11 protein-coding genes and 1 pseudogene are annotated in these 16428 nt (G+C 59.9%); 3 read left to right on the top strand and 9 right to left on the bottom strand.

The features are described from left to right. Positions 1–48: 48 nt before the first annotated feature. Positions 49–426 carry a nuclear transport factor 2 family protein gene (locus AC27VL_RS08135; protein ID WP_165378199.1) on the bottom strand — a complete coding sequence of 126 codons (378 nt, stop codon included), beginning with the start codon at positions 424–426 and terminating at the stop codon, positions 49–51. A 124-nt stretch (positions 427–550) separates the two neighbouring features. On the opposite strand from AC27VL_RS08135, the gene AC27VL_RS08130 reads away from it, so the two are divergent. Then, on the top strand, positions 551–1465 hold the full coding sequence (locus AC27VL_RS08130) for a LysR family transcriptional regulator (RefSeq protein WP_488765995.1): 915 nt from the start codon (positions 551–553) through the stop codon (positions 1463–1465). Positions 1466–1624: 159 nt separating this feature from the next. Beyond that, complete coding sequence (locus tag AC27VL_RS08125) at positions 1625–2695, top strand: acyltransferase family protein (protein WP_488765994.1); 1071 nt, start codon at positions 1625–1627, stop codon at positions 2693–2695. A 64-nt stretch (positions 2696–2759) separates the two neighbouring features. Here AC27VL_RS08125 and AC27VL_RS08120 read toward each other — a convergent pair whose 3' ends face one another. From AC27VL_RS08120 to AC27VL_RS08085, 8 genes and pseudogenes are all read right to left on the bottom strand, one after another. Beyond that, on the bottom strand, positions 2760–3005 hold the full coding sequence (locus AC27VL_RS08120; protein ID WP_488765993.1) for a hypothetical protein: 246 nt from the start codon (positions 3003–3005) through the stop codon (positions 2760–2762). Positions 3006–3268: 263 nt separating this feature from the next. Beyond that, positions 3269–4840, bottom strand: coding sequence for a hypothetical protein (locus tag AC27VL_RS08115; protein ID WP_488765992.1), 1572 nt, complete (start codon positions 4838–4840; stop codon positions 3269–3271). Beyond that, positions 4833–8840, bottom strand: coding sequence for an N-6 DNA methylase (locus tag AC27VL_RS08110; protein WP_488765991.1), 4008 nt, complete (start codon positions 8838–8840; stop codon positions 4833–4835). Before AC27VL_RS08110 ends, AC27VL_RS08115 begins: the two co-directional genes overlap by 8 nt. Beyond that, positions 8837–10021 carry a restriction endonuclease subunit S gene (locus AC27VL_RS08105; RefSeq protein ID WP_488765990.1) on the bottom strand — a complete coding sequence of 395 codons (1185 nt, stop codon included), beginning with the start codon at positions 10019–10021 and terminating at the stop codon, positions 8837–8839. The genes AC27VL_RS08110 and AC27VL_RS08105 overlap by 4 nt, the downstream gene beginning before the upstream one ends. Then, complete coding sequence (locus tag AC27VL_RS08100; protein WP_488765989.1) at positions 10018–11502, bottom strand: type I restriction-modification system subunit M; 1485 nt, start codon at positions 11500–11502, stop codon at positions 10018–10020. The genes AC27VL_RS08105 and AC27VL_RS08100 overlap by 4 nt, the downstream gene beginning before the upstream one ends. A gap of 36 nt (positions 11503–11538) precedes the next feature. Next, the gene (locus AC27VL_RS08095; protein ID WP_488765988.1) at positions 11539–13830 is read right to left on the bottom strand and encodes a DEAD/DEAH box helicase family protein; all 2292 of its coding nucleotides are present in this window, start codon (positions 13828–13830) and stop codon (positions 11539–11541) included. A 785-nt stretch (positions 13831–14615) separates the two neighbouring features. Beyond that, positions 14616–14804: pseudogene (locus AC27VL_RS08090) on the bottom strand (helix-turn-helix transcriptional regulator); the annotation flags it as partial. A gap of 99 nt (positions 14805–14903) precedes the next feature. After that, positions 14904–15119: a helix-turn-helix transcriptional regulator gene (locus tag AC27VL_RS08085; protein ID WP_488766019.1), complete on the bottom strand. Its 216-nt coding sequence runs from the start codon at positions 15117–15119 to the stop codon at positions 14904–14906. Between the two features lie 102 nt (positions 15120–15221). On the opposite strand from AC27VL_RS08085, the gene AC27VL_RS08080 reads away from it, so the two are divergent. Beyond that, entirely contained in the window at positions 15222–16280 is a 1059-nt protein-coding gene (locus AC27VL_RS08080) for a DnaJ domain-containing protein (RefSeq protein WP_488765987.1), read from the top strand. The last annotated feature ends 148 nt before the right edge of the window (positions 16281–16428 follow it).

Here is a 16428-nt window from a genome sequence, read left to right as displayed (position 1 = left end):
CCCGCCTGCATCGTTTGAAAGCAAGCCAGCACCAGTACCGATCGATGCCTATTCCTTGAAGAGGCCTGCAAAGGTCTGGATCACGATCTTGCCATCGCGGACGATGAGCGTATCGGTCGCCATGATCGCGTTCTTCGCGCGCCAGCGGATGTAGGCGGTCTCACCATGGACGGCCAGCTCATCGATGGTGATGTTGCGCGTGCCGTCCGGGAAGTAGTCACGGTAGACCTGCACGAAGGTCTCGTGGATCTCTGCGTGTCCTTTGATCACAGACCCCGTCCCATTGATGATGATGGCGTCCGTCGCGTAGTCCGCCAGGGTCCGGTCCACATCGCCCAGACGGAAGGCCTCCAGATGCCGGTCCAGCACCATGCGGGTTTGTGACGACTGCTCGGTGAGATTCTGCGGAAGCGTTTGCGTGGTCATGGCATATCCAGAATGGGGAGAGGGGCCGCCTGTCTGGCGGCACGGCTAGGATCGGGGCGCCCGCCGTTTCCCGGTAGTCATCAATCGGTTGAATCACTTGTGATTATTGATTGAGAATGCCCCCATGGAGACCTTGTCCAACCTTGAGTGTTTTGCCCGGGCGGCGGCCACGGGAAGCTTCTCCTCGGCCGCAAAGCAGCTGGGGCTGACGCCTTCAGCGGTCAGTCGCAATGTCGCGATGCTGGAGCGGAATCTTGCGGTCCGGCTCTTTCACCGGACCACCCGCAAGCTGACACTGACCGAAGCCGGGGAGCGCTTGGCGGAATCGATCCGGTCCAACCTCGAGGGCCTGCAGGATGCGATTGCCGAAGCCTCGGACCAGCAGCAGGAGCCCTCGGGTGTCCTCAAGGTCAGCATGGCGAGCGTGTTCGGCATGGATTACGTCCTGCCCCTGCTGCCTGGCTTCCTCGCGGCGTACCCGAAGATCAGGATCGACTGGCAGCTGGACAACCGGCACGTCGACCTTGTTGCCGAAGGTTACGACGCGGCGATAGGGCGGGGCTCTGAGCTGACTCCGGGCACCATCTCCAGGACGCTCGCCCGCGTGCGCATCGTGGCAGTCGCATCGCCCGCCTACATGAAGGCACGGCGCCCTCCAGCGTCGCCACAGGACCTCGCCGGACTCGACCTGATCGACATGCGCTCGACGCGCACGGGGCGACTCGTGCAATGGATGCTGCGGGACGAACACGGCAACGAAGCCGTGTCCCCTGTTGGTGAGCGGATCATCTTCGACGACCCCGGCGGCCTGTGCAAAGCAGCCGCGCTCGGCCTTGGCGCCGCCTTCGTGGCGACCTCGCATGCCCTGCCCTACCTGCAGCGCGGCGAGCTGATTCAACTGCTGCCGAACTGGTCAGCCGACGGCGGACCGATCTCCATCTACTACGCCAATCGCCGCTACCTGCCGCCGAAGACGCGGGTCTTTGTTGACTACGTTGCCGGTGCATTCCGGGATCAGGATCTGGCGGGGAGGTTCTGAGGGATTTCGCCTGGGAATATTCTTGAATCTGCCGCGGCCGCTGAAGCGCACAGGCACGGCGAGGCGCTTCAAGCACGGCTCGGGCCGCTCGTCCCTGTCCTGACAATGCAGTGCGGCGCGGTCAGGTGGTAGCATGCGGCCCCACATGGAGCGCGAAGAATGGGCACGCAGCAACGAATGGACTCGCTACAGTGCCTGCGCGGCGTGGCAGCGCTTGCCGTAGTTCTGTTCCATCTCCGCGGTGTCGAAATCAAATACCTGCAAGGCCCGGCGATGCTCGACGCGGTGGCCAGGTATGCCGATGCCGGGGTGGATCTGTTCTTCGTGGTGTCTGGCTTCGTGATGACCACCATCGCCGCCGGTCGTTATACAAAGGCGGGCGCGAGTGCGCAGTTCCTGGTCAAGCGTGCCTGGCGTGTGCTGCCGATGTACTGGATCTTCACCACCCTCGTCGTGGCGCTGATGGCAGTGGTTCCCTCAATGGTGAACAGTTCGTATGCCGGCCAGAGCGTGCTGGCCTCCTATCTGCTGATTCCTCACGCCCAGTTGCCGGTACTGACGGTGGGCTGGACGCTGGTGCATGAGGCCTACTTCTATCTGGTGTTCGCCGGTGTCATCGCGTTTGTACCGGAGCGCTTCGTGCCGGCCTTTCTGTTGCTCTGGGCAGCAGCCATCGGCGTTGCGCCATGGTTGCCGCCAGGTCCGACTACGCCCGCCCACGTTCTTGTCACCAACCCGCTGACCTATGAATTCATCGCCGGTGCCCTGCTCGGGCTTTACTGGCGTCATATACCGGCACGGCTGGGATTGCCGTTGGTCGTCGCTGGCGTCGCAGTCGCCGTGTCCGCAGCAGTAACGCTACCCGAGGCAGGACCAGCGACAATGGCGGTCGGCACTCGGGTCGCATGCTTTGGCAGTGCTGCTCTGCTCCTGCTGGCTGGCGCTGTTGTCTGGGAAGCCAGGGGCGGGTTGCGGGCGCCGCGCTGGCTGACCCTGCTGGGCGATTCGTCCTATTCGCTGTACTTGACCCACATCTTTGTCATATCAGCCATGGGGCGCGTCTGGGCAATGCTCTCGCCGGCGCCTGGCTGGGCCGGGCACTTGATGTTCGTGGTGGCAAGCGCGTTCGCTTGCTGCGTCGCAGGCTACATCGTGCACGCTCTGCTTGAGCGTCCTCTGCTTGCGCTACCCAAGCGCTGGGGCGCGGCGCGGAGACAGCAGGCAAGCTAGCCGCCTGGGCGATCAGGCCAAAGATGAGCCGCCCGCAGGCGGCTTGTCGGAGGCGCGGAGTTCGTTACAGGCTGGGCAGTCCAGATCGGGCTACGTCGAAGTAGTCACCGGTCATCTCGATGTCGGCATGTCCAGCGCTTGGCAACGCTTCAGTCGCATGGCGATGAGCGAGAGAGTAATCGCCGAGGATGAGCGGTTCTCGATGCACGGTCGAAAGCACCGGGAAATTACCGGCACCGAGGGCAACCGTGGCGACAAGCAGGATGCGGCCGGGCACAAATCGCCAACCACTACGGGTCGCTACGATCACGACGTGCCAGTCGTGAAACCACCGCGCGAGCGCCGATTCTTCCCGGCAATTTTCCCTGCGGCACAAAAAAGGCACCTGGGCAGAAGCCTAAGTGCCTTTTTGGTGGCCCACCAGCAACCAAATAGTTGCAGTAACCCACTGAGCATACATAAATAGTTGAACGGTCGCTGGCAAATGTGACTCACAATCTGACTCACTTTTGGCCCGGCTGGCAGCGGACTACTTGAGCCTACAGTGGACAGCCATCTCGCGGGCTTAAAGTTCTACTGGTCTGGCAGCTCGCGAGCAAGGGCGCCGGCCAGCTCAATGCAAAGGTGAAGGGCTGCATACGCTGTGCCCGGGTCGATCGGCACTCCTTCCTGATGTTGTCCGAAGTCGCCGAACGCATACACCGCGTTCATCAAGACATGCGTCCCCTTCGTCACATGCTTCGCGCATGGGGCACTTTTTTCGCTACCAGTCATTAGCTTGAGCAGGCCCAGGCGGCGCCCCCCCTGAGGAAACGTCGTCTCCCACTCATCAACTCGAGCCTCGTCGTTACGCTTCCAGATCGACATCCAGCCGGATGGGATCCGCTTGTCAGGAATCTCAGCTGCCCAGATGACCTCAAAGGCCCGATCTACGATGCCACGGACGTTGCTCAGGAAGACGTCGGGGTGGTCAGGCAGCTCTTCGGCGCCACGCTCAAGGTAACGCTTCAGTGTTGAGTCGATACCTATTATTTGTCCGATCCGCCGCTCCAGCACACCCTTGAGATTCCGTTCATAGGCATCGGGCGTGCCGAACAATCGCACGAGCGCATTGCTTTCGTTCGGTTGCTCCTCAAGATACTTGCGAAGCAATCGACTTGGCCTCTGAAGCTTGTTCGCAGCTGTGTGAACGAATCCCCGCTCAAGCAGCGTCTCGACATCTGCAATAGCGATGCCGGCGCGACTCACGACGTCCTCTTCCAGGACGCGCCTAAGCAGATCGTGCGAAGAAGGTGGACAGTCGGCCCAAAGCGCATCCAGCTTGTCGCGCAACGCTGGGAATGCAGTGTCATATGCGGCCTTTATCGCCTCGGGACCAACGACTTGCGTTGTGGCGGCCTCATAAGTCACATTCAGAACGCCGAGCATCATCACAGGAAATCCATTGCTCGCGTTCCATAGCTCGGTCTGAGCACCTGCGGCTAGTTGGTGCGCCGGCACTGTTGCCAGAACGTCCGTTAGGTCGCCTTCATCGAAGCACCCTACACGCACTGGGGTTGGATCAAAGATGTTCCAGAAATCGCTGGTCTGTGCGTCTGGATTGCGGATGAGATCACGCAGCGTACGCCGACTGGCGGTGATCAGGCGCAAGCTGGGCTTGAGCGCCAGTTCCCGCAGCTGGTCCCACAGGTTGCGCGTCAACTGACCATTGGATAGCGGCTTGTCAAAGCCGTCCATGATCAATAGGACTTTTACACCTTCTTTCTTCAGGGCATCGAGCGCTTCAACGATTTCCTGATATGGGTTTCCCTGCACGCTCTTAAGATGTTCGGCATAGATTTCATGGCTACTCGACAGCGCAATAGAAAGCTCTCGCGCCAAGCTCTGCATGAAAACTTCATCAGAGCACGGTGTCTGGTGGCCGAGGTCCCACAGCACAACCGCTGAGTAAGGCGAGCCAGATTGCCGCAGCCGGGCGGCCAGCTCATGCAGAACAACCGTCTTGCCTGCGAATCGAGGACCGACCATCTGCAAATGGTCCGGAGTGGGCTTCGTTAGCGAGCCAATCACTTTCTGCAGAATGGCCGCCCGCCCAAGCATAGGCGGCACCGTCGTGCCCAAGATGGGGAATCGACTATCAGGCATTTTCTTCCTCGGCTTCTGTGCGAACGCGGCTGGCAACTACGTCCGCATCCTGTTGTTGTTCGATCCAATCCGCCATCAGCGGAATGGTCAGGCAATATTCGCCATCGCCGATCTCACCAGAGAGGTCGATCAGCTCCAGCTCTCGCAGGTAGGTCAGATCGGCGTCCAGTGCCTCGTCGTCGACATCCACGCCCACCTGCGCCAACTGCTCTTGTAGGGTGCCGAAGCCGACGTGAGTTCCCTGCTTAAGGCTCCGCGCACACAGTAACAGGATCATCTGCCGGCGATGACGGCCAGTTTCCGGACCCATGGCGGCGTAGTCCCAGAGGCTTGCGAAATGCTCGTTGTCGCGCACCAGACTGGATGCTGTAGCGTTGATCGCGCTGACGGTGATCGATCGGCTCTTGGACTGCACCGCGTAGTCGAACACCCGGTTGCAAAGACACTGCATCAGATAAGGATGTCGCGCCGTTACCTCGATCACCCGATCGACGGCCTCCTGCGAGAACGTCAAACGGTCAAAGACGGGCTCGACAACCACTTTGCGCGCGCTTTCCGGATCCAGCGCTGTCACCGGAATGTTAGTTCCCAGGCCATACAGCGCGGACCAGTACTCCTCTCGCAGGCGCTTGAGGCGGCGTGATCCAGTCAGGATGGCCGAAAACTTCGGGTAGCTCTGAATTAGGAATCGGATGTTCTCTGGCACCTGCGGTGACGTCACACCGCTATCGATGCCCTCCTGCAGCTTGTCGAACTCGTCGAGCATCAGCACCAGACCGAGATTCAGAGGCTCCAGAACGGCCAATACCCCTTCCAGGTAGTCCCGAAAGTCGGCAAAGGGTGACTCGGCGCCGATGCCTTCGCGACAGGCTCGCGCAACCCCGAGCGCCGGCTTGCCGGCAGCAAGGACCTGCCCATTGGGCAGCGGCACTTCGATACGCAGCGTGGTCAGCGCCGCGGCAATGCTGCGGGCGACCTCACGGAACACCTCGGCCGTGGGCACGCCAACCGCGTGCGAATCGCCTTCAGCTCCCTGCAAGCTGCAGTAAACGGTCAACCAGCCCGGGATTGCTAATCGCCCCTCCAAGTGCTTGAGGATCGAGGTCTTGCCCGCTCGTCGATTGCCCTCTAGAAGCACGACATTGCCATGGGTTTCGATCTGGCGACTGATCGTGGCAATCAGCTCCTCACGACCGTAGAAGACGCTGTGCCCGTGCTGCGGCTCTAGCGGACTGCCGGTCACATAGGGACTGCCACCCAGTTCGGGGACAGGGGCGCCAGCGACCTGCTCGGCTCCCTTGACGCGGATGGCCAGCTCGATCTCATCCTCTACCTGCTGTCCGGACAATGCACGGGCCTGCCACAGCAGCCGCAGCGAGAGCTTACCGCCGCGCTTGGGCACGTCACCCCGCAAATGCACCGCGAACGCCCCGCGCTCCGTGAGATAGGCGACCTCCGCGGCGCCCCAGTCAGGCTGGGTCGCCACGCGCACGTTACGCAGCGGCAACGCACCTGCGTTCTCTAGTTCGACTGAGAACTCGGTGAAGGTGCCCGCAACCAGAGCGTCGGGAGAGATGCGCACTCGCAAACCAACAGCGCTAACCAAGTCGGCCACGGCCGCGCGCAGCCATTCGCGCAGTCGCTCGCCAATGGCTCGCGCTTGGGATTCCGTAGGCAGGTGGCCAGTGGTCTGCTCCAGCACGGTCTGTACGCCGCGCTCGGCTTCCTGCAACACATTTAACAGTCCTGGTCCGGGCGGAATCTGGCCGACTCCAGCCAGCGGTAGCAGGGTCTGCGTGAGCGGCGTCAGCCAACGCACCGCCTGGCTGCCAACTTGTTCCTGATCCAACCAGCGCGCCGCCGTACCGGCTAAGGTCACAATTGACTCGAAGTGGCTAAGTGCGGGGGTGTCGTCCAGTCCGGCCACGAACTTGGGTGCTTTGCCGTCCAGATCAGCAAGCCATGCTGTCAGGCGGTCCGTTTCGTTGCTTTCAGTAGCCTGGGATAGGAAAGCCAGCGCATCGGTGCCGAACTCGCGGAACTGCGCGGCGGCACGTGCCTGCAACTGCAATGACGGCAGCGGGACGGGCAAGTTATCCAACACAGCGCGGTTGAGGTGCTGGATTACTGCGCCGCGCGCTTGCGCTGCTAACCAATTCTGGCAGGCGGGACTAGCCAGATAAGCCAGCAAGAACCCCGCGTCTAGCCTCTCCTGATCCACACGCAGCACGTAAAGTCCGTTTGCTGCCACCGAACCGACCGCGCCATTTCGCACCAAGGCGGACTTACCGATGGTGCCTGACTTGGACAGCAGTACGTCACCGGGCAACAGCGCCCACCGCTGCTCCTGGCTAGCCAACTCCGGCGTCAGCCAGCTGGAGACGCGGCCAACCTTGCCCTGGCCCAGATCCTTGATGCGTACATACCCCACAACCCGCTCGAAAGGCGGCTCATGAACTAAGTCCACGGACTTGATGGAGCGTCCGCCAAAGACCTCGGCCACCTCGGACAGCGACACTAGCGCACTCGAACTGCCCAATGTCTCTTTGAGGCTTCCCAGCAGCTCGTCCAGCCCACCCTTTTCGCGTCGCCGGGGTGACAAATCCCAATCGGCGGCGGCGAGCTCATCAACTCCTACCTCCCAAACGGAGCGCGACAACACGCCAGAACCCGGCGCACCTTCAGAGATGCCAGGTGGCAGTTCGCGCGGCTGACGCAGTTCGCCGCGGAACACTTCGCTGGCCAGCTGCTCGGCCAGTGGAGTGGGAATCACTTGTCCCAATGGACCGGACCGCTGTCCCGGCCCCTTGTGTCCAGACCCTGGCACAAACAAGGCGCTGGCATCGACCATCCGCACCCGGCTGGCGCCACCTTGTTTGCTCAGCACGAGCAGGCTGCTCTTGACGCTGGTGTACGGGGCGAGCACTCCTGCTGGCAGGCCGACCACAGCCTCTACGTGACCCCGCTCCAACAAGTGGCGTCGGAGGTTACGGTCTCCGCCGCCGCGGAACAAGAAGCCCTCGGGCACTGCAATGACGGCGCGGCCATGCGGCTTCAGCTGCGACAGCGCGTGCTGCACGAACAGCCCGGTACTGTCGCTGGTCGGGATTGGAAAGTGCTGATAGCGCCACGGCTCACGGCTGGTCTTGACGCCGATAGGTGGATTCGCCACCACCACATCAAAGCCCTGCCGACTGGGGCTGCTAAGCGACTCGCGCTCCAGGCTGTTGCCGAGTTCAAGATTCGGACTTTCAATGCCTGCGAGCAGCATGCGCGTCAGGCCAATCAGGAAGGCGCTGGCATTGATCTCGATCCCCGCCACATCTAGCAAAGCGCCCGGTCGGCGCTGCTCCGTGCGGCTGCGCTCGGCCTGCTGCCAGGCGGCCACCAGGAAATTGCCGGACCCAAAGCACGGGTCATACACACGGGCCCCCGGTTGCGGGTTCGCCAGCGCCGCAACCAGGCGAGCTATGTTGATCGGCGTGGAAAGCTCGCTGTCGCGGGCATCACCCGTTTTGGCCAATACCTGATCGAACACATCGAGTAAGGCGCGCCGCTCGCTCGGTGTCTCTAAAGGGACTTCGTCCACCCAGCGAACTAGGTCGAGTAGGTGAACAAAGTTCACTTTCGACACGCGACGTAACGGATCGGCCAAGGCGTGAAGGTAAGCCGCCATCGGATGACCTGTGTCACCACGCGAGCCTGTCACGTATTGCGCAAGCTCGCTCAGCCGTTCGGTGATGGACTCAGGTTGCTCAAGACAAGACCAATTGCGCCATTGCAGCGCCCGTGGAAGGAGAGGGTGGTGCGATCGATCCTCGAACGCGGCCATCGCTTCCTGTTCGGTATCTCGAATGTCGGCCCAGCGCAGCAGCAGCAATGCCGCGAAGACCTCACGGATGAACGACTTGGATTCGCCCATCTCGCCTCTGAGCGAATGCAAGGCCGCTACCCAATGTGCGGCAACATCACGTGGTGACTTACCTTCCACGATGCTCACAGCTCCCCGGCGAAGGCTTTCCGGAGGATGGCTTCACGCAATCCGTCCGTTCCCTGCCATCGAGCACTGCATTCGCCGCGAAGATTGACCGCTAGCTCGCCGAGGTCCGCATACCTCTCAGAAAGCTGTCGCTGATCATCGAGCGGTGGTAGAGGCAAACGAGAGCCCAACAGGTCTTGTTGATTGATGCTCGATTGACCGATCGCGTGCTTGGCTCGCTTCCGCAGATCGTGCAGAAACTGGGGCGCATTCATCAACCAAGCAAGAACATCCTGCCGTGCTTTTGCAGCATCAATCCGGAGCCGGATTAACATGGCCTCAAAAACAGCCGCTTCCGCCAGCCCTGCGATCACTGTCGATTTCCCAACAAGCTCTCGACTATTAACCCGACTGACGATCATGTCGCCATTGAGAATCGAATAGTCACTCGCCTCTTTCTCGGTGACATTTAGGCGATCTAACCGAGTCGCATCGAAATCGGCGCCATTAATGTTGAACATACGAAGCAAGATCGAGCCAGAACCATGATGTTCTCGTGGCTTGTAGAGTCCGTTTTTTGCCGATGTCACGAGAGTTCCGAGTTCTACCAGCGAATAGCGGTCGCTGCACTCTCGCCACAGGTCGAAGCGAAATGCCCGAGACAGATAACTGGAATCCTGTTGCACTTTGCTCGTGAGACTTCCAATCTCTTCAACCCGTTCCATGCATTCCTTTATGCGAGCGACGATACGGCGCTGCTCACTTAGAGGGAGTAATGGCGTCGGAAGATTTGAAAGATCTTCTTTCGAGATCTGCTTGAAAGTTGCGCCGCGGCCCAAGCTAAGAAGATGTGAACGACAAGCATCCAGCCAGTACCAGATGAACTCGGGATCGGTATCATCAAATACGCGAACAGCGGCCACGCCTCGTCCATAGCAGTACGACCGGTCCGCCCAATTGAGATCACCAATGGTGGCTCGAACGCAAACAATGATGTCCCCAGCCTTCCCGACCTTCGTCGGAACCGTGGTCCACTTCTTTGGAGAAGGGGTCTCCCATCCAAAATCTGCAGCACCTGCAATTAGCTCGAGACCGCGTCCTTCAAGGTTATAGGTTTTTCCTTCGGGCGCTTGCCCCATGACGACTTCACAGAAATCGATCAGAGGGCGAGTCTCTACGGATGAATCAAGATCCGGAATCACTGATTGCCACCTTCCAGAATCACTTCGAGCTCTTCCAGTAACTCAGCAATTCGAGCCTCTTTGGCCTTAATCGACTGGACCAGTTCGAGTGCAGGTCGATGCTCGTAATCATCGGCCTTCTTCGGATTCTTAGCCGAAAGGTCAAAGCCCTTGGCCACAACGTCAGCCAGCGGCACAATCCAAGAGTTTTCACCCTCCACGCGATCCTTCCACTTAGCCAGGAAGTCGGGAATCTGGTCGCCCGAAATCGGCTTGCGGGTCTGCTTTAATTCGAACCCATCGTTAGTCAAGTCGTAATACCAAATAGACTCCGTCCCCGAGCCGTCTTGCGCGCGATCGAAGAAGATCACATTCGTCTTGACGCCGGTGTAAGGCAGGAAACAGCCTGCTGGCAGCGAAAGAATGGTGTGCACCTTGAACTGTTCTAGAAGCTCCTTGCGCACCTTTTGATCGGGGCCGCCACGGAACAGCACGCCTTCGGGAATCACCACCGCCGCGCGACCGCCCTTCGCCAAGTTGGCCATGATGTGCTGCAGGAACAAACACTCCGTGGCGCCGGAACGGACACGGAAGTTGGTTTGCAGCTCCTGTGCCATCTTCCCGCCGTAGGGCGGGTTGGCAAGGACGACCTGGTATTTGTCTTTCTCAGCAACGTTCTGGCTGTGCACTTCCAGTGTGTTGGCCAGCTCCAGGCTGGCACCCTCGATGCCGTGCAGGATCATGTTCATCGATCCCAGCAAGTAGGTCAGCGGCTTGAGCTCCAGGCCGTAGAAGGTCTCATGCTGCAGCTCGTCGAGTTGCTTGCCGCTGAGGGTACTGTTGTGGCGCAAGTGGTCCGCAGCTTCGCCCAGGAAGCCAGCCGTGCCAAAGCAGGGGTCGTAGACATGCTCGCCGGGCTGCGGCTGCACCACCTGCACCATGGCGCGAATGATGTGGCGCTGGGTGTAGAACTCACCGGCGTAGCCGGCCGAGTCGGCCGCAACGCGCTTGAGCAAGTCCTCGTAGATTTCCGACAGCACAATGACGTCGGTCTCGCTGGAGAAGTGCAGCTTATCCACCTGCTGCACTACCTTGGCAAAGTTCACGCCCCGGCGACTGTAGTTGCGCACGTTGTCGAAGATGCGGCGGAAGCGCTGCGCCAGCCCGTCGTCGCCCAGGCCTTTGGCGGGGTCCGGGCTGGTGAGCTTGATCCACAGCTTCCCGTCGACGAACTCGAGCATCTCGTCGGGGTGGTCGGTGTCTTTGGCCCAATGGCTCCAGGCGTAATCACCCGTTAGGCGACGCTCGTAAGGTGTGTCGTCGAAGGCGGCCTCTTGCTCCTTGCGTGTCTCGGTTTCGTCAAAGGCCTTCAGAAAGAAGAGCCAGGCGAGTTGCTCCACGTAGTTGCGGGCGTCCACGCCCTCCGAATTGAGCTGATCGCAGGCGTTCTTAACGATTTGCTGCACCTCGGTGCGGCGGTGCTCGGCGCTGTTCTTGTTCACGTTCTGTCCTTCTTTTTGCTATTGAGCCCAAGCGCGTTAAGCGGCCATGGGCACGTAAAGGTGCTGCTTCACCAGTTCGAGATCAGTTTTCAGCAGAACCGGACTGCCGTAGCGGCTGGTAAGCGTGGTGAAGCTGCCGAATTGCTCGGAAAACTGCGGAGCGCTGTAAGTGCGAGCCTGCTCCAGATCGTCGATGCCGAACAACCTGTAGTGGTCGAGCGCGGTCTGCCACAAACGCGTCTTAAAGCGCTCGCTTTCAGGTAGCGCGGCTTCGCCCAAATGGGCCAGCAACCAGATCTGATCTTCATCCCATAGGCGGTTGGCGCGATCTGCCCGGTTGGGCACCCGCGGCAGCTGGAATCCGATCTTGGCGAGGATGTCTACATCGTCGGCATCCGGAAGATCCAGGTAGTGCCGGAACGCGGAGGGATAGATATCGCGGTCGCGCAGCGCTTCGCGAAGTTCCTGACGACTACCTTTGTCAATCCAGATGCGCAGCAGCTCATCCATGCCCTTGTGACTGACGTCCAGGATGAATTCGCGCGACTGTTCGGCGTACTCCTCGAACGGAATCTTGCTGCCATCGGCTAGGCAAACGTAACGGTTCTCGGTGGAGATAATGACGGACACGCCCTCGCCGATTGGCTTGACCAGAGTGTCTTCGCCGCTTTTCTTCTTGGCCTTGCTGCTGGAAGCGGCCCTTTGGCGGTTTGCAGGATGGCCATCGAACTCGGCGTCTTCAAGCGCGCTGGCGCCCGAATAATCGAAAATGGTGAAGTAGCGCTTGTTGATGTCTTCACACAGTCGGGTGCCACGCCCCTTCATCTGTTTGTAGAGGATGGCACTGCGCAGCGGGCGCATGAACACCACGTTCTTGACGTCTGGAGCGTCAAACCCCGTGGTCAGCAAGTCGACGGTGACGGCAACACGCGGATTACTTGGGCCGACGACCGCAAAATTTCGTTCCAGTTGGTGGCTGTTGCGCTCGGCACGTGTGATGCGGGCAGCGTAGTCGCCATTGCCAGAGAGGCGACGGAGTTCCTGCGCCATGAATGCCGCGTGGGTGTCATCCACGCAGAAGACAATCGTCTTCTCGTCGCGTAGCTCGTACTTGCCCAGCACCTCCCAGAGATCCTCGGCGATGGCGCGCGTACGGTCCGGCATGCGGATGTCGCGCTCAAAGTTGGCGGTGGTATACCGCTTGCCGTCTGGGCCGGTATAGCCCTCCTCGTCGACGTTCGTGATGCGCTCTTCCAACAAGTAGGGCACCAAGTAGCCATCCTCGATGGCCTGCTTGAGGGTGTAGGTGAAGACCGGATCGCCAAAATAGTGCTGGGTGTCGCGGCGCTTCTCCTCGGTGGTCAGCGCGCGCTCGCCCTCCTCTAGCTCGCGCGGCGTAGCGGTCAGGCCGAGCTGTAGGGCGCCTCCAAAATGCTCGAGCACGCCGAACCAGTCACCAAAGCCGGAGCGGTGGCACTCGTCAACAACAACAAGATCGAAGAAATCAGGGTCGTAGTGTTCGTAGACCTTCTTGCCGTCCAACTCCTCGTCGAGGCTTTGGTAGTTGGCAAAGAACACCTTCCCCACCAGATGCTGGCCTTGGGCGACGGTGTCCTTGTCGATCTGCACGCGCTCGGCAGAGGAAAAGGCACTGAAGGCGCGGTAGGCCTGATCCTTGAGGCTGTTCCGGTCGGTCAGGAACAGGACGTGCTCGCGCGTAAGGGCCTTGCCATTCAACAGCTTCCATATCAGCTGGAAGATGGTGAAGGTCTTGCCAGTGCCCGTGGCCATGAGCAGCAACACGCGATCGTCGCCTCGAGCGAAGTGCCACAAGGCTTTGTTGATAGCTACATCCTGGTAGGGACGCACGGCTTTGCGCGACACCTGATCAACGTGGTAGCCGGTGGAAAACGCCCCTTCCCAACGCGACCAATCGACTGCAGCGCCCATGCGGGCGACAAGCTCTTCTGGAGAGGGCGGCGCGCTCCGCGACTCGAACTCGCCTGTATCGTTGTCGGTCAGGATCCAATCACTGCCGTTTGAGGCAATAGAGAACCGCAGGGAGAGGCGACGGGCATAGCGAGACGCCTGCTGCATGCCGTCAGCCGCACTTTCGACCTCCGACTTCGCCTCGACAATGGCCAGAGGCACGCCCTTGAAGCGCAACAGGTAGTCGGCGATGATCGACTGCGTCTCGTCGTACATCGTCTCGCCGGTAAGATTGACCCGTCCCGGACCAATACGCAGCTGCTCCTGCCACGCCCAGCCGTGCGCCGTCAACTGGGGCTCGATCAGCTCTTTGCATGTCAATCGTTCATTACGCGCCATTCGGTATGCCTTTCCAATCTCTCTTACGCGTGCGCCGCAAGAAAAGCTGCGCCAACCCCGTATAGGCAGGAGGCGTGCCAACTAGTCCAGCCCGAGTGAAATTGCCCTTATCGCGCCGAGAACATGACCCTCGACTTTTGGAGTCAGATGGCTCGCAGACGCGCAGCCAAGCGTTGCCAAGCCAAGCAATCAGAGCAGCAGCCATGGACGACGTTTTCTCATGATCTCACAAACTATATCTCACCTAGTGACTCAGCTGTACGAACCGCTGCGAGCCGCAGCCCTGGGTGGTGGCGTAAAGCAGCGAGGATTCCGCCCCCCTATGGCGTTCCTGGCCACTTCCCAGACGTACTTCGCAGCTCCCAACTCGGGCGACTTCCGTTCGGCGGCGAAGATCACGCAGGTGCCCCCCTCTCTGCCCTTCATTGGGCCAGCTGCATCTCCGGGGATAGGCACGGAATCCGCATCGATCCCCGCAAACTGGACCGACCTGCCGAAGCAGCAGTCCGGCAGCGCCGGAAAGGCCGCCCGTGCGAGGGAAACGTTCTTGCCCCGCATCATGTCTACAGGCTGCTCAATCGCCTCTTGGTGATAGCGACGGGCCTCGTCGCAAGTCTAGGGGCCGAATGTTGATGATGCCTCGCGTGCGCATGCGCGTGCGAGCGCGCGCGCGTTCCCATTAGTGACGGCCCAGGAAGCTGAGAGCGAGGCTGTCGTTCGGATTCTTTTTTGTAAAGCAAACCCTTTACTCCAGGCAAACCCGGCCGGAACCCAGGCGGTTAGGCTCAGGATGCTGTTCGGTTCTGCTGAATGAGACGTGCCCTGGCGAAGACATCATCCAAACCCACCCCGAAGACGCTCGCGAACGTTTGAAGGGTTTTGATGCTTGGATTGGCTCGAGCGCCTCGCTCCACCGCAGACCGGCAGCTTCGGTCGACCAGCGCGAGGTCCGCAGCCTCCTCTTGGTTGAGACTGGATTCCGCACGTTGAGGCGGGTGCTAGCAATCGAATTCTTTCTTATGGAGCAAAGCTCCTACACTAGGCAAACCCGGCCGGAACCCAGGCGGTTAGGCTCAGGATGCTGTTCGGTTCTGCTGAATAAGACGTGCCCTGGCGAAGACATCGTCCAAACCCACCCCGAAGACGCTCGCGAACTTCTGAAGGGTTTTGATGCTTGGATTGGCTCGAGCGCCCCGTTCCACCGCAGACCAATAGCTCCGGTCGACTAACGCGAGGTCCGCAGCCTCCTCTTGGTTGAGGCCGGCCTCCGCACGTAGTTGGCGGATCACTTCTCCGACGAATGGCGTTAGGTCTTGATGCACCGTGAGACGATGCAGTCATGTAGTCTATAAGACCACGGGATATAATTCCCGTACTAAGGCGTATTGAAGATGAGCTGCCAAGATCACTATGGGTTGCTCGGCCTCGGCCGGACAGCGTCACTAGGCGCCATCCGCAGCGCATACAGATCGCTATCACAAAGGTGGCATCCCGACAGGCACCCCCAAGACGATTACACCTCGCTTGAAATGATGAAGAGGCTCAACAACGCCTATAGAGTTCTTTCAGACTCAGAGCTCCGGGCTGCATATGACGAAGAGCTCGAGCGACGGATCTGCGGCAGCGCCCCATCAGATAAGCCCAGTCAGACAGCTAAGGAGAGGTGCCGGAGCCCAAACGCCCTGCTAAATATAGCCGGCGCGCTTCTATTCGCCCTCTGTGTGATCGGCGCGGTAAAGGCAGCTTGGGAGACATCTGCCGGCACAACTGCAGGAGTCCTGATAGCTCTAGGACTAGCGTCCCTCATCTGCTGGCACCTCCGAAATCGCATAAGCGTCGAATGCTCCCATTCAGGTGAGGACCTTTCAAACCATTCCCTAACCCGCGTCCCCCGACCCTGGGTTAGGCTTCTAGCGCGCATGCTAGACCTCCAGCTAGCGCTGGCCTCTACGCTCGTTCTCATGACTGCATTCGGACCGATCACGGCGAGGGGCTATCAGACTGTGGCCGCGTCATCAGTACTCGCATGTGCACTGTGGCTGGGAGTCGAGGTTGTACTGCTTTCCAGATACGGTACAACGCCGGGAAAATGGCTGCTGGGCATAAGGGTTTTCCACCATAGTCGCCGCGCACCGGGCACTTCCGCATGGCTAGCCCGGTCCGCTCGAGTCTGGATGTACGGCATAGCTATGGGCCTGCCGTTTATCTGGGTGATAGCCTGTGCTACTGCGTACATCTCCCTTACTAAAAGCGGAAAGACGCTGTGGGACCAAAGGGGAGGATTTGAAGTCGAGCATGCGAAGTTCCATGTCATGAGGACTCTCGGCTGCGTAGTGACGTTGTTGTTTTTCATCGCTATCAATAGCTTCTTCTTGCAAGTGAGGGCCCAAGAAGTTCCGCTTCAACGACCTAGTCAGCCAGCGATCATCGACCCCTACTTGCAACCGTGACTCCAGCCGCCACCCAGTTATGAAAGCCCCCGAATTGAAGGATGCACAGCGGGGTCAAGGTCAAGGTCAAGGTCAAGGTCAAGGTCAAGGTCAAGGCAAAAATACGCAGCTAGTGTTAACGAGCCTCGGCCAAAGCCTTAGCAATAGC

The organism is Stenotrophomonas sp. 14P6.2.3 (assembly GCF_057799055.1).
Note: the sequence above shows the minus strand (reverse complement) of the source record. Positions and strands in the feature narration are given on the sequence as shown.